A 19,567-nucleotide genomic window follows, 5' to 3' on the forward strand; every position below is an offset into this window, starting at 1 on the left:
CGCGACGGCAGATCGACGTGTCGCGTCGAACCTGTGGATAACTTCCGGGGCCACGCTAGTTCGCGGCTCAGTCGGAGCAAAATCCACTGTAGGACTCGGTCGCGTGTCTTTGCCACGCTTGTGGACAACGCCTGGGGATAATAGGCGGTCGCGTTCTCGGTTTGAGTTAACGCCGCTCGCGACGTAGCCTTAGTCGGTTGACTTATGCCTATACGGCAGTCCCGACCCCCGTCCCCGGCAGAAGAGCATCGGGCGACATCACCTCCGGAGTGACCCATGAGCAAGCGCACCTTCCAGCCCAACAACCGCCGCCGCGCCAAGAAGCACGGCTTCCGCGCCCGTATGCGTACGCGCGCCGGCCGTGGCATCCTCGCGGCCCGTCGCGCCAAGGGCCGCACCGAGCTCTCGGCCTGACAGCCCCGGTGCTCGCGAAGCCGAACCGACTCACCCGCGGATCGGACTACAAAGCCACGGTCCGACGGGGCACTCGCTGTGCCGGAGCGCACACCGTGACCTACGTCGGAACCTCGGCCGAAAGTGGTTCGCCCCGGTTCGGCTTCATCGTGAGCCGCCAGGTCGGCTCCGCGGTCACCCGCAACACCATTCGCCGCCGCCTCAAGGCGGTGTGCGCCGAGGCGCTCCCGTCTGTTCGCGGGGGCGCCTCGATTGTCATCCGTGCGCTGCCATCGGCGGCGACCGTCGACTACCCGACGCTTCGCGCCGATGTGGTGCGATGCCTCGAACGAAAAGCATCGGTATGAGCGCTTCGACTCTCCCGACCTCCTCCACGGGGGCTGGCCGTCTCTCGGCCGACGGTGTCGTGGCGTCCATCCCGCTCCTCCCCCGCAATGCGGGGCTGGCGCTGTTGCACGCGTATCGAGCGACCATCTCGCACGTCTACGGCGACGTGTGCAAGTACTACCCGTCCTGCTCCGCCTATTCGGTGGGCGCCGTGCAGCAGCATGGACTCGTGAAGGGCATCGCGTTCACCGCGGCCCGTCTCGCACGCTGCCATCCCTGGGCTCAGGGTGGCATCGACGACGTCCGTCCTCATCGGGCCTTCCGCCACGAACTCACTCGGCACGGATTCGTCGTGCCCTCCCGAAAGGACTGATCGTGCAATTCGATCTCATTGGGACCATCCTCTGGCCATTGAAATGGATGGTCGAACTCGTGCTGGTCGGATGGCACGCGCTCTTCACCGCGCTGGGCATGGCCCCGGCCGCCGGTCTGACCTGGGTGCTGTCGATCGTCGGCCTCGTGCTGATCGTGCGCGCCGCTCTGATCCCGCTGTTCGTGAAGCAGATCAAGAGCCAGCGCAAGATGATGGAGATTGCTCCTGAGCTGCGCAAGGTTCAGGAGAAGTACAAGGGCAAGCGCGACCAGCTCTCCCGCGAGGCCATGAGCCGCGAGACGATGGCGCTGTACAAGAAGCACGGGACGACGCCCGTCTCGAGCTGCCTCCCGCTGCTCGTGCAGATGCCGATCTTCTTCGCCCTCTTCAGCGTGCTGAACGACGTCTCGAAGCACGCGGCGAGCGGCATCGGTGGCGTGGGCCTGCTCACGCCCGAGCTCACGACCGAGTTCTACGACGCGCGCCTGTTCGACGTGGCATCCATGCACGTCAACCTCGTCACGGCGTGGAGCCAGCCCGACGGGCAGGTCACCGTCGCTATCCTGCTCACGCTCGTCGTGCTCATGATCGGTTCGCAGTTCTTCACGCAGCTGCAGATCATCTCGAAGAACCTGTCGCCCGAGGCCAAGACCGGTCAGGCGTACCAGATGCAGAAGATCATGCTCTACATCCTGCCGCTGGCCTTCATCTTCTCGGGCGTCTTCTTCCCGCTCGGTGTCGTCATCTACTGGTTCGTCAGCAACCTGTGGACGATGGTGCAGCAGTTCGTGGTCATCCGTGAGATGCCGACGCCCGGTTCCGACGCCGCCAAGGCTCGCGAGGAGCGCCTGGCGCGCAAGGGCAAGGCCATCGACTCGTCGGGCAAGGTCGTCCCGGTCGAGAAGTATCGCGCCGAGCAGGAGCGCCTCCTCGAAGAGGCTGAGAAGGCTCGCGCAGCCCAGCCGAAGCGTCAGCAGCCGGTCGGAAAGCAGCGCGCGAAGAAGCAGCAGTCCACGAAGAACACCGGTGCCGCGGGTGGATCCGCCGGCAACGCCGGCTCCGCACCCGCCTCCTGAGAACCGGAGATCACGATGACGACGTCCGATCAGATCGCCCCCGACCAGACCGCCGCCACCGAGGAGCAGCTCGAGCAGGAGGGCGACATCGCCGCCGATTACCTCGAGGGTCTCCTGGACATCGCCGACATCGACGGCGACCTCGCCATGGACGTGCGCGCCGGCCGCGCGTACGTCTCTGTGGAGGCCGAGGATGCCGCGGCGCTGTCCACTCTGTCGCACCCTGACACCGTGCAGGCGCTGCAGGAGCTGACGCGTCTGGCGGTGCAGAACTCGACGGGACGGTTCTCGCGCCTGATCCTCGACATCGGCGGATCGCGCGACGCCCGTCAGCGGCAGCTCGAGAACCTCGTCGACCGGGCCATCGCCCGTCTCGACGAGGGAGCATCGCAGGCGTCGCTGCCGGCCATGTCGAGCTACGAGCGCAAGCTGGTGCACGACATCGCCGCCGACCGCGGGTTCACCTCCGAGTCGTTCGGTGAGGGTGCCGACCGCCACACCGTGATCCGTCGCGGCTGAGTGATCGGATGCCGGAACAGCTCGAGGCCGAGCCGGGCGCAGCGCTGACGCTGTTCGGCGATCACATCGAGAAGGCCCGTCGTTTCACGAGGAATCTCGCCGTTCACGGGGAGGAACGCGGGCTCATCGGCCCGCTCGAGGTGCCGCGACTGTGGACACGCCACATTCTGAACAGCGCGATCGCCGCGCCCTACTTCTCGGGGCGCGCCGTCGACGTGGGATCGGGTGCGGGTCTGCCGGGACTCGTGCTCGCGATTGCCCGTCCGGACGTGGAGTGGACGCTCATCGAACCGATGGAGCGCCGTACCGCGTGGCTGTCGGAGCAGGTGGCTGAGCTCGAACTCGAGAATGTGACCGTCGCTCGTATGCGTGGCGAGGAGTGGTCCGAGGGACGGGTGTTCGACGTGGCGACGGCCCGCGCGGTCAGCGCTCTGCGCACGCTTCTGCCGTTCACCGCTCCCCTGGTTCGACCCGGCGGCAGACTTGTCTTCTTGAAGGGCGCCAACGTGGGCGCCGAGGTAGACGCGGCCGCGAAGCAGGTGCGGAAGTTCGGGCTGACTGACGTCGCGATCGAGGTCGTCGGCGAGGGAGTGCTCGACGAACCCACGCGCGTGTTCGTGGCCACTGTTTCGCGCTGAGAGACCTGCGAGTCGGACTGACGGTCGCGAGCGAGCCGAATCACACGGCACCCCCGCCCTCACGGGTCGTCGTCGACGAGCGCGCGAGGGCGTGGTCGACCGCCGGCGGGGCGCCGGTCCGAGCTACGGGTCGTGCGGACGTGACACCTCGGGTGCACCCGGGTCGATGCTCCGGAGGAACATGGTGAAGGCCTGATCGACGCGGCGGAAGTCCGCCGTCGCATCCAGGTCCATGATTAATCCGCGGATGACGGCGAGGACCAGCGTTGCGGACGGCGGCGGGTCGATCGTTGACAGACCCTGGGCGAGCAGCGGGAGCCAGTCGGTGGTCGCTCGTGCGTGAAAGCCCGGCCACAGCGAGTTCTCGCGCTGCTCAGGGAGGTGCGTGAACATCCGCAAGAAGGACTGGCCCTCGGGTTCGGTCATGCCCACCCAGGCTGTGGCCAGCGTGCGCGTGTAGCTCTCCCCCGGGACGACCCGGAGCAGCTCGCCGTAGGAGGCGAGGTGCATCTCGCGTGCGCGACGCAGCACGGCGCGGAACAATTCGTCGCGGGTGCCGAAGTGGTAGAGCAGCATCCGAGCGGATGTGCCCGTCGCCTGGGCGAACGGCCCGAGGCCATCGGGGAGCCCGTGAGTGAGAGCGTGCTCGGCGCACTGGTCCAACAGGTCTTCTGCGATTGCCGGCTGCTTCTGTCTGCCCACGGTGCGATCATTTCACGTAATATCAGGTACGTCTAACCTTGACGCGGGGTCAACACGAACGGGCGTGACCATGGAGGTCGTGTCTGCGCACGGAGCATTGGTGCGGGGTGGCGCGTGGTGATGGAAGCCGACGGCTGATCTCCTACGGGACCGTACCGGGATCGTGAGCCGCGCTGTCGCGCTTCCTTCGTGCGGTGAGACGGCTGGCCCGCGTCTGGAGGTCTGGTGGCGGATGCCGCGGACCTGCGTTTCGCTCTGATTCAGGTGGATGCGGCGGTTGTCGTCGGCCCCTCCTGCGGTCGCACCGTCATCGCAGAGGCGGGCCATCATCCTGCGGTGAAGAAGCCGCCGTACGTAACCTCCTATCTGCCGCAGGTGGGTCAATCTCAAGGAACCATCATGAGCGATGACCCTGACCTGGTGCGCGCGAAGCTCGGCGGTGGAGGGCTCCTCGAGCTCGAGGGAGAGGATGTCTCGTCGTTCGGGCGGCGATTCCTCCAAGACGCCGATGCCGCCATCCAGTCCCGAGCCTGGGACCGAGTCACGATGCAATCCACGGCGGCTTTCGCGACTCCGGTCTCGTGCGCGGGCTGGCACGGGGTGGATTCGACGTACATCGTGTGCCAAGAGGACCGCAGTACGTCTGTCGTCCTGCAGCGCGTTGATGCTGCTCGTGCGCAAAGGTTCGTCGAGCTTGCGCCCGGCCACCATCCCTTCGTCCCGGGTCCCGATCTCGTCGTCGATCAGCTCGAGCTGCTTCTGTGAGACGCGAACGTGATGCTTGCGCTTTCAGCAGGATCGAGCGCGCGTGCCTTGCAGTGGTGGGACGGTGGGACACCAAGAGCGAGACGCGTGCGTTTCACGTGAAACGGGAGCTGAACAAGGCCGGTGGGGAGGTTGTCTCGACGTGGCGGTTGTGTGGAGCGAACCGGGGTCCGGGTGTCAGCGCCTGGTCGTTCGCAGGACCTCGCGTCTGGTGGGGTCGGGCGGCCTTTCCGCTGAGAGTGGTCCACGCTAACTCGGCATTCCATGGGTATGGATGTCTCGTGCGCTCTCTCATGGTGGTGATCGAACGACTGTCCGGGTCCGGGTGGGTGTTGTCGGCGATCGGGGACAACACTCTGCGGCTGTACTCGGGGAGTACGTTAAGTGTCCCGAGCCTTTCAGCAAGCCGCCGGTCGGCCGCTAGGGGTTTCGTCCTCGATGGGTGTGTGCCGGCCGCGGGTGGGGTGGGATGCCGGGTCCTGGTCGCATACCGAATGCTGCGCTCCCCCCGGCCGGCGGCAGTGCGAACGCTCGGCTCTGATTGCGATGTTTCACGTGAAACCTTTGACGATCGCGGATGGTGCTGGAGCTGGGCTTCTCTGCAGACGATCTCGAGCTCGGCGAGTGGTGGAGATCATCCTGGTGCAGCGGGTCCCTGTCGGCTCGGTCCATGTCGAGAGGTGTGGAAAGAGTGGATCGCTTTAGCGATGGGTGATCTGTTCTGCTCCGCCGGCCTTCGCGCTCGTTCGCGGCGACCCTGCGCCTATCGGTGGGCCGAGTTCGTCGTCTTCCGAGATTGGCGCGATGCCATCCGCGGGGGTGAGGCATGAGGCCCTCCTTGGGGCTGCGGGGAGTCTCTAAGGGCGGGCTAGCCAGCGTTTGGCGGTCCGATGCGTCCTCGAAGGTCGAGGGCGCTGCTTCACAGCACCGAATCACCTTTGGTCGCTCTACTCGTGTTGGTATGGGGAGCGCGGGGTGTCGCAGTGGTGCCGCCCTCCTCCCTGAAGTGCTTTCCGCCACGGAAGCGCGACACGGACGGCGCTCTGACGTAGGCACGCAGCCCCTCCCCCGACACCGCTTCGCGTGGCGCTCGGGCCGCCACCTGAAGAAGACTGCTCCCCCGGCGAACGTCATGCACCGAGAAGCGGGAATCCCCTCCCCCGGAACCCGTCGTGATGGAGTGGGTGTCACGGACCGGGCGCTGCAGCCGTGCGCGATTGATCACGCGGAGCCGGCAACCTTGCTGCGTCAGAAGGTCAGCCACGACCCACCTGGTCGCTTCGTGCGGAAGGCGCGGGGGTATGTTTCACGTGGAGCATGTCGTCGGTCATGTTTCGCGGGACGAGCCGAAAGGCAGCAGGACCTCCCTTTGACAACGTGAAGCGCGGCTTCACGGCCGTCCGTTCGCGCCCACGAATACGACCGCGACCGTCGGGATGGCACCACGGTGAAGGACGCGCGCGGCAGTGGCTCGCCTGCTTCCAGCGGTGGAGTGATCTGGGCTGGTGACCAACACCTCTTTGGGAGCGGGCTCAGCGCGGACGGAGCGCGTGCGGTTGCTCTCCATTCGGGTATCCGTAGGCAATGGGTGTGACAAAGCCGTTCCGCGCTGGCGGTCGATCTCTTCTCGCTCGTGCACTGGTCTTCCTGGGGACGGAAGAGGGCTGCCTGCGTGCGGGCCCGAGGCCCACGGCCTGATGCTGTCGAGCACCGGGGAGTGCAGGGCACGCCTGAATAACGGACGATTTGATTGCCAACCCTTGGAAGAAGGCCGAGCCCTACTGGGCTCAACTCACGCGACGTTTCACGTGAAACATCGCACCGCGCGGGACGTGCGTGAAGCTGGTAGGCCCACGTCGGACGCGCGTGCCAATATCGACGCGTAGCGCTGTGGCCACATGGTGGCGGAGCTCGGCGCTTAGGTGGCCGTGCGCAGAACCCCTGATTTCCCCGCGCTGACGTGAACGCCCCAGGTGGCATCCGAACGCGCATGTATCGCCGACGGTCCGACGATCGAGCGCAGCTGTCGAGCCGCAGTCTGGAGACCCGGCCGGTGAGTCTCCGGTATCCACCCAATCGAGCCTGAAAGCCGGCGAGATCGCAAGGCTTTCGGCTCGTCTCGAGAGTGGCCTCAGTCCCCGGCCAAGGGGCGAAGGTGAGTCAGGCCTGGGCATTACCCGCCTGCGTGAGGTGCGTGCGTCCGTTCACCGCGCAGGCCTCGCGGGAGGACTGGTGGCGGGCGCGGCCGGCGGAGCGCGCTCTACGCACGGCGGCCGCGGGTTCATGCCGTTGTGGTGCGAGTTCTTCTCCCCTGCCGCTCATCGCCAACGTGGGCATCGAGCGACTCGCTGGTATCGGTGGCCGGCGGTCGTCTTCTGGCGGTACTGCTCGACGCGTCCTCATCTCGGTCCGCTCCCCTGCGTCGTGCCCTGGCACTTACGCCAGCGTGGCTCGCACCGGGTCGGCGGTCGTCGTTGCACGGAGCTGCTCAACCCCGCGCGATCCCGGCCGACCGCTTTGCCCCGCGCGGCTCTTACGAAGGCGTGGCTCGCACCGGGTCGGCGGTCGTCGTCGCACGGAGCTGCTCAACCCCGCGTGATTCCGGCCGACCCCCTGGGCCATGCCTGGCTCTCGCGGAGGTGTGGATCCCCTCAGGCTAGCGCCCGCCGTCTCGTGGAACTGCCCGACTCCGTCTGATTCCGGTTCGCTCCCGTTCGCGGTGCGTGATACCCGCGGCGCGCGGCTCGCATCGCACGTGCCAAATCCGCTGCCGTGTGATCTCCCGGAGCCATTGCCGGTTCGGAGGTCCAGGACGTGTGCCGCCAGCAGCCGTACGAGTGCTCTCGGGTGTGTGCATCGCGCGCAACCGTGCGTCACACGCCCAGGTTGTGAGGCCAGCCTGAAGACTGTGCGCTCGCGCGGGTGACCAGAACGTAAACGCCTCCCGGAGACACGGGCTGGCTGGTCGCGCTTGCGACGAGACTCGGAGTTCCCTGCTGTCACCAGGAGCCGCCGTCATCCTGTATCGCTGGGGCGCATCGACATCGGCTGATGATGGCGGTCAGTTCCTCGCGCCCCGATGGACTACGCCCTCCCCGTCCTGGGTGGGGTGTTCGCAGTGATCGCGAGACTGCGCAACTTTCGTGGATAGTCGCGGAAACATGAACTCCCCAGCCGAACGAACGCATGGGCGCGCTCACGGCGGTCGCACCAAGCCAGCCCAGCATGAGGAGGTGCGGAGCAAGCCGCGGCATCGCATGTTTCACGTGAAACGTCTACCAGCTCAGCTCGAGCAGAGAACCTGCAGCTGACGCAAAGCGCCGAACGCACGAAACTGGTTGTGTGGCGACCTTCCTCTGCGCATTTTCGGGTGAGTCTCAATTCTCCGCACACGTTTCACGTGAAACATCCCTCACAGGGCGACGCGTACTCAACTTTGCAGCGCGAGACCACAACCGCCGAATGGTCAGACCAGAACGCGACGTTTCACGTGAAACGAACACTGAAGCCCTCTCCGGGGGGTGCGACCCCCTTCTGAGTCGGGCTGAGCCCCCGGCGCTCATGCCTCTGCTGCACGTGATCCAATTCATCCGCCCATCAGGAATGTCAGCACCCGCGGGTAGACTGATCGGGTTGGCGACGGGAAGGTGTGTTTCACGTGAAACAGTCCGATGAGGCAGCCACGCCGTCATCCTTCGAGGACTCCCCCATTGCACGTGAGATCGCGAATCTCTCGGCGCGGAGGCGTGTGCTCGACGAGACCACCGTCGAGTTGTCCGGTCGAACCCGTGTCTTCACGGTCTCTAACCAGAAGGGCGGAGTGGGCAAGACCACGACCGCTGTTAACATCGCTGCCGCACTCGTTTCGGTCGGTGCTCGCGTCCTCGTCATCGATCTCGACCCCCAGGGAAATGCGTCGACCGCCCTGGGCGTTCCCCACAACGCTGATACGCCCAGCGTCTACGACGTGCTCATCGATGAATTCCCTCTCGCGGATATCGTGCAGGTCAGCCCCGAGTCCCCCGACCTGCTCTGTGCTCCGAGCACCATCCACCTCGCCGGTGCCGAGATCGAGCTGGTATCACAGGTCGCGCGTGAACATCGCCTTCGGGGTGCGCTGCGGGATTATCTCGCGATCGAGGGCAATCACCTCGATTTCGTCATCATCGACTGCCCTCCCTCGCTGGGACTGCTGACGATCAACGCGTTCACCGCGGCCGACGAGGTCATGATCCCCATCCAGTGCGAGTACTACGCGCTCGAGGGGCTGAGCCAGTTGCTCGGCAGTGTGCAGATGATCCAGAAGCACCTCAACCCTGGTCTTCACGTATCGACAATCCTCTTGACCATGTATGACGGGCGTACGCGTCTCGCACAGCAGGTCGCGGAGGAGGTTCGATCGCACTTCACGGACGAGGTGCTCGACACCGTCATTCCTCGATCCGTCCGTGTGTCCGAGGCGCCGAGCTTCGGGCAGACCGTCATCGCGTACGATGGCCAGTCAGCGGGCGCCATCGCCTACCGCGAGGCAGCAGTAGAGATCGTCGCTCGCGACACCACCAAGAAGGGCTCCTGATGGCCAAGAGGACCGGTCTGGGGCGCGGTATCGGCGCCCTCATCCCCACGATGGAGCCGTCGGAGGCGCGTCCCGTCGATGTCTTCTTCCCCGACGGGGTCGCCGCGGCGAAGGATGCGGCGGCGAAGACCGACGCGGGTCGCACCGAGGACGACGCGGCGCTGGTGTCGGTGCCGGGCGCACGCCTCGTGCACATCGACCCGAAGACCATCGTCCCCAACCCTCGTCAGCCTCGTACGCACTTCGATGCGGATGACCTCGCGGAGCTCGTCCACTCGGTCCGCGAGTTCGGTGTCCTTCAGCCCGTGGTCGTTCGCGACAAGGGCGACGGTACCTATGAGCTGATCATGGGTGAGCGACGCACGCGTGCCTCCCGCGAGGCCGGGCTCGAGAGCATCCCGGCGGTGGTCCGCGAGACCGATGACGAGTATCTCCTTCGCGACGCTCTGCTCGAGAACCTTCATCGTTCTCAGCTGAACCCCCTCGAAGAGGCATCCGCGTATCAGCAGCTGCTCGAGGACTTCGGCATCACTCAGGAAGAGTTGGCGACGCGCATCGGTCGCTCGCGTCCGCAGATCAGCAACACGATCCGCCTGCTGAAGCTGCCCGTCCCGGTGCAACAGCGCGTTGCTGCCGGCGTTCTCAGCGCCGGGCATGCTCGCGCGATCCTCTCTCTGGACGACCCCAAAGAGATGCAGAAGCTCGCGGATAAGATCGTCAACGAGGACCTGTCAGTTCGCGCGGCTGAGGCTGCCGCGAAGATGCCGGGTGTCGCCCCGGTTCGTCAGAAGCCGAAGGCCGGATCGCGCCGGTCGGGACTCGACGACATCGCGGATCGTCTCGGAGACAGGTTCGACACCAAGGTCCGCGTGTCTCTCAACGCCAAAAAAGGCCAGATCAGCATAGATTTCGCCAGCATTCAGGACCTCAATCGCATCCTCGCGACGCTGGGTGAAGAGGGCTACACCGGCTGAAGCGGGACCGTCGGCAAGCTGATCTCGCGGCGAGCGAACGCGGCCCCGCGCCCGGTGTCGGTAGGTCGACGTACGCTGGAACGGTGACAGCGAACGACGATACCCCGCGCCGTCGCGCCAGCCTCGAGCTCTTGCGCGCGGAAGCCTCCGACGAACTCGCGGTCCTCATTCACGAGCGTCTGCGCGGCGGTGAAGATCCGTGGGACTTCATGGAAGACCTGCCCAGTGTCGACGAACTCGTCGTCCTCACTCTGCGCGCCGACAACATCTTCGAGAACGGCGGAGTTCGCCCCAACCGCTCGCGCAACTACCGTGTGCTTCGCCAGATCGCGCTCGACTACCCCCCGCTCACGAAAGCCGTGTGGAGGATCCTGGGCGAGGAAGAACCCCACCGCCGGTGGGACGCCAACGTCAGGCTCGACGCCTCCTGAGCCCCTCGGTCGCCTCCGGGGTCGATAAAGGCTCGAACGGCCCTCAGATCGCCGGTGAGCGCTCGCACAGCGGGCGTCTGTGTGAACGACCCCGTCCTCCACGCCTGGTCGATCAGATCCGTCGTCATCGCCGTTGTCGGGGTGATGGCATCCTGAGTCGGCTTTTCTGCTTCAGCGGGGACCGCCCGCACATGCGAACGTCCCCGGCGCCCTGAGGCACCGGGGACGTTCAGTCAGAGGTCTCAGCCGAGGAACGCGGCGAGGTCCTGCTCGAGCGCGTACTTGGGCTTCGCGCCGATGATGGTCGTCTTGACCTCACCGCCCTGGAAGACCTTCATCGCGGGGATGGAGGTGATCTGGTACTTCATCGCGAGGTCCGGGTTCTCGTCGACGTTGAGCTTGAGGACGGTGATCTTTCCCGCATTCTCGTTCTGGATCTCGTCGAGCACGGGGGCGACCATGCGACATGGTCCGCACCACTCAGCCCAGAAGTCCACGAGAACGGGTCCGTCGGCCTGCAGGACGTCCTGCTCGAACGTTGCGGAGGTCGTCGCCTTGGCAGTCATTGCATTTCTCCTTAGTGAAAGCGTCAGTTGATGAAAACGCCGGTGAACCGGGTTTTGTTCCTCAGACGACCGCGGCGTCCGGGAGGCCCTCGATGGGGCTCTCGGCGACAGCGGGCTCGCCGGCCTCGCCGCGGGCGGCGAGGAAGTGCTCCACGTCGAGAGCGGCGACGGTTCCGCTGCCCGCGGCCGTGATGGCCTGGCGGTAGGTGGGGTCGATGACGTCACCGGCGGCGAAGACACCCTCCACCGAGGTGCGCGACGAGCGGCCGTCGACCCAGATGGTGCCCTGGTCGGTCAGCTGCAGCTTGTCGTGGACGAGGTGCGTGCGGGGGTCGTTGCCGATCGCGACGAACAGACCGTCCAGCGGCAGCTCACGCGTCGAGTCGTCGACCGTGGAGCGCAGGCGCACACCGTTCACGGCCTCGTCTCCGAGGATCTCGTCGACGGCGCTGTTCCAGATGAACTCGATCTTCGGGTTCGCGAACGCGCGCTCCTGCATGATCTTCGACGCGCGAAGCGAGTCCTTGCGGTGGATGATGTACACCTTCGACGCGAACTTGGTGAGGAAGTTCGCCTCTTCCATCGCGGAGTCGCCGCCGCCGACCACAGCGATCGTGCGGTCGCGGAAGAAGAAGCCGTCGCACGTCGCGCACCACGAGACACCGCGGCCGGACAGGCGCTCTTCGCCCTCGAGACCGAGCTTGCGGTAGGCGGAACCGGTCGCGTAGATGACCGAGACGGCCTCTTCGACCTTGCCGCTCCCGAGCGTGACCTTCTTGACAGGACCGTCGAGCTCCAGCGACACGACGTCGTCGTAGAGCACCTGGGCGCCGAAGCGCTCGGCCTGGGCCTGCATCTTGGCCATGAGGTCGGGCCCCTGGATGCCGTCGGGGAACCCGGGGAAGTTCTCGACCTCGGTCGTGTTCATGAGGTCGCCGCCGGCTTCGACGGAGCTCGCGACGACGAGGGGCTCGAGGTTGGCTCGGGCAGCGTAAATGGCGGCCGTGTATCCGGCCGGGCCCGATCCGATGATGATGACGTGACGCACGTTTGCGCCTTCCTCTCGTTGATTCCGTCGGATGAAACCCATGGTAGCCGCGGGGTATTCCACGGCCCCGGGGGCTAGCGCTTGGGGAGGAACCGCCGGCCGAGCGCGAGCGCCGGGGCGAGTTCGGGAGTGCGGAACAGGGCCAGGATGCCGATGTACACGGCGAGGACGACCAGACCCAGCACCGCGGCACCGGCGATCCCGGCCGCGACGCTGCTCGTCATCCATCCTTCGGGGCCGCCCAGCAGGATCAGGACGCCCCACCCGGCTGCGGCGGCGGGGATCGCGGCGAGGGCGAAACGTCCGAGTGCCGACAGCCAGGAGCCCGTGCCGATGCCGGAGAGGCGGCGGCGCAGCAGCACCGTCGCCACGACCACCTGCACGATGCTCGCGAACGACTGGGTCAGGGCGACGCCGGCGGCCAGGTCCGACCGATCGACGAACGCGCCGGCCGCGATGGCCCCTCCTGCGACGAGCGCGCACTGCAGCAGGGTGAAGAAGAAGGGGGTGCGAGTGTCGTTGTAGGCGTAGAAGGTGCGCTGGATGACGAAGAGCACGGCGAGGGGCACAAGGCAGACCAGGAAGCACCACAGGACGGGAGCGGCGGCGAGGGCCTGCTCCGATCCGTTCGTGAAGATCCGGCTGGCGGGGACGGCGGCCACGGCGAGGGCGGCGGTGGCCGCGACGATGAAGAACCCCAGGGTGCGGATGCTGCGAGCGATGTCGGCTCGTACCTCGTCGTCGCGTCCCGCGGCGGCGTGCTCGCTGAGCTGCGTGAAGTAGGGCGTTCCGATCGACAGCACGATGATCGAGTACGGCAGCATGAACAGCAGCCAGGCGTTCTGCGAGGCGAAGATCGCGGGATCGTTGCCGGAGGCGCCCGAGAGCACGTTCGACTGCACGATTCCGGCGAGCTGGCCGGCGACGACCATCAGGAAGGTCCAGCCCGCGAGGCGGCTGATGTGTCGGAGCCCCACGCCTCGCCACTGGAAGTCGGGACGCAGGGTCAGTCCCGCGCGGCGCCAGAAGAACATCAGCACCGCCGTCTGCACGACGATGCCGCCGGTCGCGGTGGCGGCGAGAACGGCGATCATCGAGGGCGTCCACGCGTCGACGCGCACCTGCTGTCCCCCGAAGAGCAGGATGAACGCACCGAAGCCCGCGATCGACACGATGTTGTTGACGATCGGCGCCCACGTGTACGGACCGAAGACGCGACGGGCGTTGAGGATCTCGCCGAGCAGGGCGTAGAGACCGTAGAAGAAGATCTGCGGCAGGCACCAGTAGGCGAATGCGGTGGAGAGGGCCAGCTGATCGTCGGTGAACTTGCCCGCGTACACGTGCACCAGGAGTGGTGCGGCGATCATCGCGAGAGCGGTGGCGCCGAGCAGGCCCACCGTGCCGAGGGTGAACAGCTTCGAGATGAACGCCTGTCCCCCGTCCGCGTGCGCGGCGGCCTTCACGATCTGCGGGACGACGACGGCGGTCAGCAGACCGGTCGAGATGATCGCGTAGATGTTGTTCGGCAACTGGTTGGCGACGGCGAATGCGTCACCCGCGCTGCTGATAGACCCGATGGCGGCCACGAGCACGATGGTGCGCAGCACCCCGCTGACGCGCGACACGATGGTCCCGGCCCCGATGAGCACACTGGCCCGTCCGATGCTGCTCACGGGCGTGTCTCCTGCTCGGTGTTCGAAGGGTTCTCGTGGGGGGCGTGCTCGTCGGTGAGGGGATCGTCGGCGTCCTCGGCGGGGCTGCGCCCGTCGGCATCCGGATCCTTCACGCCGATCCCATCCACGGGCTCGTCGTCATCGGAGACCGGGGACGACGCCTCCTCGGCGCGCAGCCGGCGACGGCGCGCGACCGTGCGGACGACCCCGAGGCTCAAGAAGCCCACGATGAGGGCGATGACGACGACGATGCCGATGTTCTCCCACTCCGCGCGCACCTCGACGTCGACCGCCTGGGGTGATCCGATCGGCACGCCCGAGGGGCTGTACAGCTGCAGGTCGACGCTGACCTCGCCGTTGGCGATACGCGCCTCGACGGGCACCTCGACGCGTGTGTTGGCCGAGGCCTGGGCATCGATCGTAGTGCGGTCCTGTACGCGCAGGCGGACGTCGTTGGTGCGGACGGACATCACGACGGTCACCGGCCACGGCAGGTCGTTGCGCACCCACGGGCGCAGCGGCGCGCTCGAACTGACCAGACGGAAATCGGATGACAGGATGCCGACGGAGTCGAGCGTCGTGCGCGTGGCGGCGCGGTGGTCGGCGACGGCCTGGCGGGCGGCATCCCCCGTCCATGACACGTTCGTGACCTGGAGGAGCTCCGCGCGTTCGCGTCCGGTGAGCAGCTCGGGCTGATCGAGGATCGACGCGAACCGATCGACGTTCTGTTCGTCGCTCACGAGGTTGCGGACCTCGTCGACGCGAGCCGCGTCGACGTCGGGCGCCTCGAGTGAGATGTCGGATGCCGGCACCGAGGCGACAGCGCGCAGGGTCGACGCCGTGTACCCCGGCGCGGTGGCGGCGAGGCCGAGGGTCGCGCGCAGGCTCACGCGCGAACGATCGGTGCCCCGGTCGAGGACGGCGAGGACCGGCTGGTCGGCGGTGACGGTGCGGGCGATGGAGAGGTAGGCCTGGGCGGCCGCCAGCGAGGCTCCGCGACGGGTGCTGTCGTTCTGACCGGCCGCGTCGGCGAGGGCGCGCGAGACCTCCGCGTCGTAGACCGGCGTCGAGACCCCTCCGACGCGGGCGGAGGCTTGCCGCCCCCCGCCGGAGACGCTGGTCGACGGGATGAGCACGTGGGTGGGGTCGTCGGCGCTGCCGAGCGCGCCGAGGGTGGCGACGGTGTCCGCTCCCGCGGTTCCGGTCGCGGGCCAGTACACGTTGGGGGTCGCGACCCCGATGTCGAGCAGCGTGGAGAGGGACGGATACGAGGGCTGGCCGGGCGTCGTGCTGGACGCCGGTTCGGGCGTCGACACGGCGGACACCGCCGGGGCGGGCTGCACGAAGTCGGCCGCGGCCATGTAGTTCTGCAGCGAGGTGGGGCCGAGCGGGGCCGTGAGCCCGGCGTGCAGCTGCGCGGCGACGTCGGAGTCGCCGAACTGGAGGGCGAACCGGTCATTCGGCAGGGCCAGAAGTCGCTGGAGCCACGCCACCGCGGTGGGCGGGGCGGCCGAGCCGAGCACCCGTATGGCCGCGGGGATGGCGGGATCGACGGCCAGGGTGGCCGCGGTGCCGTCCACCGCGTCGAGCTGCGCGGACAGACCGCCGTCGACCGCGGTCAACTCGGCCAGCTCGTTCGCGGTGAGAAGACCGCGCGTCAGGGGGGCCGCCGTGATCGGAACGACGAGGGCGATCGGCGTCTGCGCCCCCGCGTCAGCCGGAACGACGACCACGCTCGGTGCCGTCAGCCCGCCGCTCGTCGCGAGGACCGGGTAGACGCCGGTGGCGCGGTTCGCGAGGGCCGGGTCGGTCCCCGGTGCCGTGAGGGTGGTCATCGACTGGGCGCCGGAGGCGGTGGCATCCAGGGTTCCCGTCGCGACCTGCTGGAAGGCGATGCCGGAGGCGTCACCGCTGAGCCATCGATCGATGGAGGCGTCGTCGGCCAGAGGGGCGGACCCGATCGACAGGGCGACGGGACCGGCGGGCGCAGCCGATGACCCTGCCGCGAGACTCACGACGACCGACAGGGCGTCACCGGGACGCAGGATGCCGTTCGCCGAGGGAGCCGCGATGAGCACGGACGGCGAGCTCGAAGCCGACGGAGAAGGGCTCGGCGTCGCAGCGGAAGCCGCCGAGACCGGCAGCGCCACGCCCGCGACGATGGCCCCGGCGGCGAGGGTCGCCAGGAGCCGGCGCGTGAAGGAGCGCCGCGGCACGGGTGCGCCCGAAGGCTGGGAGGTCACGGTCATACGAGCGTCGGTGGAGCGAGGGGGCCTCGCACCGCCTGCGAGTCTAGGCCCGCCTACCTACAAGCCCCCCGATAGCCTCGCGCAGACGGTTGAATGGACCGGTGCTTCCCGAACCCGATCCCCAGCTGTGCCAGGCCCTCGCCGACGACCTCCGCACCGCGGACTACACGAGCGCCGCCCTCCGCGCCGCCTGGGGACCCCAGGCCGACGACGCCGTCGCGAGGGGTCTCCGCCGCCCGGCCACGCGCGCGTTGGGTGAGCGCGGCGATGCGCTCGCCGTGCTGGGTCGTCTGTGGGGGCTCGGGCTGCCCGTCCCGCGCGGTGACGCCGAGGCGGCGCTGCCGACGTTGCGCGTCGACGGAGCTGCCGCGCTCGGACTGCTGGAGATCTCGGGGGATGCCGTGACTCCCGCCGTGCTGGTGAGGCCTCAGGCCTTCGCCGACGACGAGGGAGAGGTCGAGTGGTGGATCGCCAGTGACCTCGACGAGGCGGCCCTCGAGGGTCCGCTCCCCGAGGACCACGTGCTCGGCGTCGGCGGGGCCTCCCAGACCCTCGCGCGCCTGCAACTCACCCGCCGAGCGCGCACGGCCCTCGACATCGGCACGGGCTGCGGCATCCAGGCGCTCCGACTGCGCCGGCTCGTCGACCACGTGGTCGCGACCGACATCTCCGAGCGCGCGCTGCGCTTCACCCGCCTCAACGCCCTCGTGAACGGCGTGGACGGGATCGAGACCCGCCTGGGCTCGCTGTTCGAGCCCGTCGCCGGCGAGACGTTCGACCGAGTGGCATCCAATCCCCCGTTCGTCATCACGCCGCGCGTCGCCGGCGTTCCGGCGTACGAGTACCGCGACGGCGGAATGGAGGGCGACTCCCTCGTCGCGGCGGTCATCTCGGGCGTGGGGGAACATCTCGCGCCCGGGGCGGTGGCGCAGTCGCTGGGAAACTGGGAGTACCGGTGGGGAGAGTCGGGGCTCGACCGCGTGCGCGGGTGGGTCGGCTCGTCGCTCGACGCGTGGGTGATCGAGCGCGAAGTGCTCGACCCCCTCGCGTACGCCGAGCTGTGGGTGCGTGACGGTGGCACCGTTCCCGGCACACCCGAGTACGCGCGGCTCATCGACGCGTGGCTCGACGACTTCGCGGCACGGGGAGTGACCGGCGTCGGGTTCGGGTACGTGCTGCTGCGGCGCCCCCTCGCGGGCGGGCCGACCCTCGCGCGGTACGAACGCGTCTCGGGCGGAGGCGAATCGGCGTTCGGACCGCACCTCTCGGCATCCCTCGCCGCCCATGACCGGGCCGCCCTGCTCGACGACGACGGACTGGCCTCGAGCGTGCTGCGCGTGGCTCCCGACGTCACCGAGGCGCGCCACCACCGACCGGGCGAGGAGGACCCCTCGGTCATCGAGCTCCGACAGGGCGGCGGCTTCGCGCGCACGCTCGAGGTCGACCCGGGGCTCGCGGCCCTTGTCGGCGCCTGCGACGGCGACCTGGCCGTGGGAGCCCTCATCGATGCGATCGCCCAGCTCATGGAGGTGGATGCCGAGGCCCTGCGCGCCGACCTGCTGCCGCGGGTGCGCGAGTTGCTGGTGACCGGGTTCCTGGGCTTCGCCGACGACTGACGCGCCCTCAGTGCCCGACGGAGCCGTCGGCGGCCCCGGATAGGCTCGAAGGCATGCTGAACATGGCTGAGGGTCTCGCGCGCCTCGAGGAGCTCGCCGCGCATCCCGTGGTCGCCACGCTCGCCCGGGTCTTCGCCGATGCCGGTCGCGATCTCGCGATCGTGGGCGGTCCCGTGCGCGATGCCCTGCTGGGGCGCGTGACCCACGATTTCGACTTCACCACCGACGCTCGCCCCGACGAGATCCTCGCGCTCGTGAAACCCGTCTCGAGCGTGCAGTGGGACGTCGGACGGGCGTTCGGCACCATCGGCGCCCGGGTGAAGGGCGAACAGGTCGAGATCACCACGTACCGCGCGGACAGCTACGACGGGGTCACCCGCAAGCCCACCGTCGAGTTCGGCGACACCCTCGAGGCCGACCTCAGCCGCCGCGACTTCACCGTGAACGCCATGGCGCTCCGCGTTCCCGCCCGCACGCTCGTGGACCCCACCGGTGGTGTGGAAGACCTCATCGCCGGGCGCCTGCGCACGCCTATCGATCCCGCCGTGAGCTTCGGCGACGACCCCCTACGCATGCTGCGCGGAGCCCGCTTCGCGTCGCAACTCGACTTCGTCGTCGACCCCGACACCCTCGATGCGATCCGCGAGCTGCGCAGCTCTCTCGCCATCGTCAGTCCCGAGCGCGTGCAGGCCGAGCTCGTGCGCCTCCTGCAGACGGATGATCCCGTCCGCGGCATCCGCGTTCTCGTCGAGACCGGGCTGATCGACGAGTTCCTCCCCGAAGTGCCCGCCCTGCGCCTCGAGGTCGACGAGCACCACCACCACAAGGACGTGTACGAACACTCGCTGACGGTGCTGCGCCAGGCGATCGCGCTCGAGAAGCAGCGACACCCGGATGCCGCCCCCGATGTGCCCCTGCGGCTGGCGGCGCTCCTGCACGACATCGGCAAGCCCGCCACCCGACGCCTCGAAGCGGGCGGGGGCGTCACCTTCCACCACCACGACATCAAGGGCGCGCGCATGGCGCGAAAGCGCCTGCAGGCCCTGCGCTTCGACGCGGCCACGACCACCGTCGTCACCCGACTGGTCGAGCTGCACCTGCGCTTCTTCGGCTACGCCGAAGGAGCGTGGACGGATGCCGCGGTCCGGCGCTACGTGCGCGACGCCGGAGACGAGCTCGAACGCCTGCACATCTTGACCCGGGCCGACGTGACCACGCGCAACAAGCGCAAGGCACAGCGCCTGGCATCCGCGTACGACGACATCGAGGCCCGCATCGCCGTGCTCCGCGAGCAGGAGGAGATCGACTCGATCCGCCCCGAGCTCGACGGCAACCGCATTCAGGAGGTCCTCGGCCTCACGCCCGGCCGCGAGGTCGGCGAGGCCTACCGCTTCCTGCTCGAGCTGCGCCTCGACGAGGGCGTGCTGGGCGAAGAAGAGGCCGAGAAGCGCCTGCGCGAATGGTGGGCGGCGCGGGGCTGAAGTCCGCGGCTTCGGGGTGACGGGGTTCGGGGCGCCCGGCGAGGGGGCGACACCCCCTGGTATCGGGCAGGGGCGTGGTCCGGTGATGCTGACATCGGGGCGTCGTTCGTGGACCCGGGGCGTGGTTCGCGGCCCCGGG

At 68.1% G+C, this 19,567-nt stretch carries 17 protein-coding genes; 12 read left to right on the top strand and 5 right to left on the bottom strand.

Annotation, left to right across the window (positions count from 1 at the left end; translation table 11 throughout):
* Positions 1-276: 276 nt before the first annotated feature.
* The 6 genes from rpmH to rsmG are packed head-to-tail and all read left to right on the top strand — an operon-like array spanning position 277 to position 3,347.
* Positions 277-414 carry a 50S ribosomal protein L34 gene (gene rpmH / locus BLS25_RS03915; protein WP_013584598.1) on the top strand — a complete coding sequence of 46 codons (138 nt, stop codon included), beginning with the start codon at positions 277-279 and terminating at the stop codon, positions 412-414.
* 8 nt (positions 415-422) lie between these two features.
* Complete coding sequence (gene rnpA, locus BLS25_RS03920) at positions 423-761, top strand: ribonuclease P protein component (protein ID WP_056225054.1); 339 nt, start codon at positions 423-425, stop codon at positions 759-761.
* Positions 758-1,114 carry a membrane protein insertion efficiency factor YidD gene (gene yidD / locus BLS25_RS03925; protein ID WP_143017815.1) on the top strand — a complete coding sequence of 119 codons (357 nt, stop codon included), beginning with the start codon at positions 758-760 and terminating at the stop codon, positions 1,112-1,114. Before rnpA ends, yidD begins: the two co-directional genes overlap by 4 nt.
* A gap of 2 nt (positions 1,115-1,116) precedes the next feature.
* Positions 1,117-2,190 carry a membrane protein insertase YidC gene (gene yidC / locus BLS25_RS03930; protein ID WP_176786308.1) on the top strand — a complete coding sequence of 358 codons (1,074 nt, stop codon included), beginning with the start codon at positions 1,117-1,119 and terminating at the stop codon, positions 2,188-2,190.
* Positions 2,191-2,205: 15 nt separating this feature from the next.
* The gene (locus BLS25_RS03935; RefSeq protein WP_056225050.1) at positions 2,206-2,709 is read left to right on the top strand and encodes a Jag family protein; all 504 of its coding nucleotides are present in this window, start codon (positions 2,206-2,208) and stop codon (positions 2,707-2,709) included.
* 8 nt (positions 2,710-2,717) lie between these two features.
* Positions 2,718-3,347, top strand: a complete 630-nt coding sequence (gene rsmG / locus BLS25_RS03940) for a 16S rRNA (guanine(527)-N(7))-methyltransferase RsmG (protein ID WP_056225045.1) — start codon at positions 2,718-2,720, stop codon at positions 3,345-3,347.
* A gap of 123 nt (positions 3,348-3,470) precedes the next feature.
* On the opposite strand, the gene BLS25_RS03945 is transcribed toward rsmG, so the two are convergent.
* Positions 3,471-4,049, bottom strand: coding sequence for a TetR/AcrR family transcriptional regulator (locus BLS25_RS03945; protein WP_074694508.1), 579 nt, complete (start codon positions 4,047-4,049; stop codon positions 3,471-3,473).
* Between the two features lie 399 nt (positions 4,050-4,448).
* Here BLS25_RS03945 and BLS25_RS17125 point away from each other — a divergent pair, with 399 nt between their 5' ends.
* From BLS25_RS17125 to BLS25_RS03965, 4 genes are all read left to right on the top strand, one after another.
* Positions 4,449-4,814 (top strand): hypothetical protein, encoded by a 366-nt coding sequence (locus BLS25_RS17125; RefSeq protein ID WP_256335529.1) that lies wholly within the window; start codon positions 4,449-4,451, stop codon positions 4,812-4,814.
* A gap of 3,649 nt (positions 4,815-8,463) precedes the next feature.
* A complete protein-coding gene (locus BLS25_RS03955) occupies positions 8,464-9,390 on the top strand; it encodes a ParA family protein (protein WP_371129306.1) in 927 nt (308 codons plus the stop codon).
* Positions 9,390-10,364 carry a ParB/RepB/Spo0J family partition protein gene (locus tag BLS25_RS03960; protein WP_074694509.1) on the top strand — a complete coding sequence of 325 codons (975 nt, stop codon included), beginning with the start codon at positions 9,390-9,392 and terminating at the stop codon, positions 10,362-10,364. The genes BLS25_RS03955 and BLS25_RS03960 overlap by 1 nt, the downstream gene beginning before the upstream one ends.
* An 83-nt stretch (positions 10,365-10,447) precedes the next feature.
* A complete protein-coding gene (locus BLS25_RS03965) occupies positions 10,448-10,795 on the top strand; it encodes a tryptophan synthase subunit alpha (RefSeq protein ID WP_074694510.1) in 348 nt (115 codons plus the stop codon).
* 242 nt (positions 10,796-11,037) lie between these two features.
* Here BLS25_RS03965 and trxA read toward each other — a convergent pair whose 3' ends face one another.
* The 4 genes from trxA to BLS25_RS03985 all read right to left on the bottom strand — a co-directional run bounded on the left by trxA (position 11,038) and on the right by BLS25_RS03985 (position 16,325).
* Entirely contained in the window at positions 11,038-11,361 is a 324-nt protein-coding gene (gene trxA, locus BLS25_RS03970; RefSeq protein WP_056225032.1) for a thioredoxin, read from the bottom strand.
* 61 nt (positions 11,362-11,422) lie between these two features.
* Complete coding sequence (trxB, locus tag BLS25_RS03975; protein ID WP_074694511.1) at positions 11,423-12,409, bottom strand: thioredoxin-disulfide reductase; 987 nt, start codon at positions 12,407-12,409, stop codon at positions 11,423-11,425.
* A 74-nt stretch (positions 12,410-12,483) separates the two neighbouring features.
* Entirely contained in the window at positions 12,484-14,082 is a 1,599-nt protein-coding gene (gene murJ, locus BLS25_RS03980; RefSeq protein ID WP_074694512.1) for a murein biosynthesis integral membrane protein MurJ, read from the bottom strand.
* Entirely contained in the window at positions 14,079-16,325 is a 2,247-nt protein-coding gene (locus BLS25_RS03985) for a DUF6049 family protein (protein ID WP_143017816.1), read from the bottom strand. The genes murJ and BLS25_RS03985 overlap by 4 nt, the downstream gene beginning before the upstream one ends.
* 107 nt (positions 16,326-16,432) lie before the next feature.
* Between BLS25_RS03985 and BLS25_RS03990 the strand changes: the two genes are divergently transcribed.
* Together BLS25_RS03990 and BLS25_RS03995 are read left to right on the top strand one after the other, a co-directional pair.
* Complete coding sequence (locus BLS25_RS03990; RefSeq protein ID WP_074694514.1) at positions 16,433-17,947, top strand: DUF7059 domain-containing protein; 1,515 nt, start codon at positions 16,433-16,435, stop codon at positions 17,945-17,947.
* A 53-nt stretch (positions 17,948-18,000) separates the two neighbouring features.
* A complete protein-coding gene (locus BLS25_RS03995) occupies positions 18,001-19,428 on the top strand; it encodes a CCA tRNA nucleotidyltransferase (protein ID WP_074694515.1) in 1,428 nt (475 codons plus the stop codon).
* The last annotated feature ends 139 nt before the right edge of the window (positions 19,429-19,567 follow it).

Origin of the sequence: Microbacterium testaceum StLB037 (assembly GCF_900104345.1) — a bacterium.
Taxonomy (GTDB): Bacteria; Actinomycetota; Actinomycetes; order Actinomycetales; family Microbacteriaceae; genus Microbacterium; species Microbacterium testaceum_A.

Coding starts and splice junctions, on each gene's coding strand:
- rpmH (WP_013584598.1), top strand. CDS start 277: ATGAGCAAGCGCACCTTCCAGCCCAACAACCGCCGCCGCGCCAAGAAG.
- yidD (WP_143017815.1), top strand. CDS start 758: ATGAGCGCTTCGACTCTCCCGACCTCCTCCACGGGGGCTGGCCGTCTC.
- BLS25_RS03935 (WP_056225050.1), top strand. CDS start 2,206: ATGACGACGTCCGATCAGATCGCCCCCGACCAGACCGCCGCCACCGAG.
- rsmG (WP_056225045.1), top strand. CDS start 2,718: ATGCCGGAACAGCTCGAGGCCGAGCCGGGCGCAGCGCTGACGCTGTTC.
- BLS25_RS17125 (WP_256335529.1), top strand. CDS start 4,449: ATGAGCGATGACCCTGACCTGGTGCGCGCGAAGCTCGGCGGTGGAGGG.
- BLS25_RS03960 (WP_074694509.1), top strand. CDS start 9,390: ATGGCCAAGAGGACCGGTCTGGGGCGCGGTATCGGCGCCCTCATCCCC.
- trxA (WP_056225032.1), bottom strand. CDS start 11,361: ATGACTGCCAAGGCGACGACCTCCGCAACGTTCGAGCAGGACGTCCTG.
- BLS25_RS03995 (WP_074694515.1), top strand. CDS start 18,001: ATGCTGAACATGGCTGAGGGTCTCGCGCGCCTCGAGGAGCTCGCCGCG.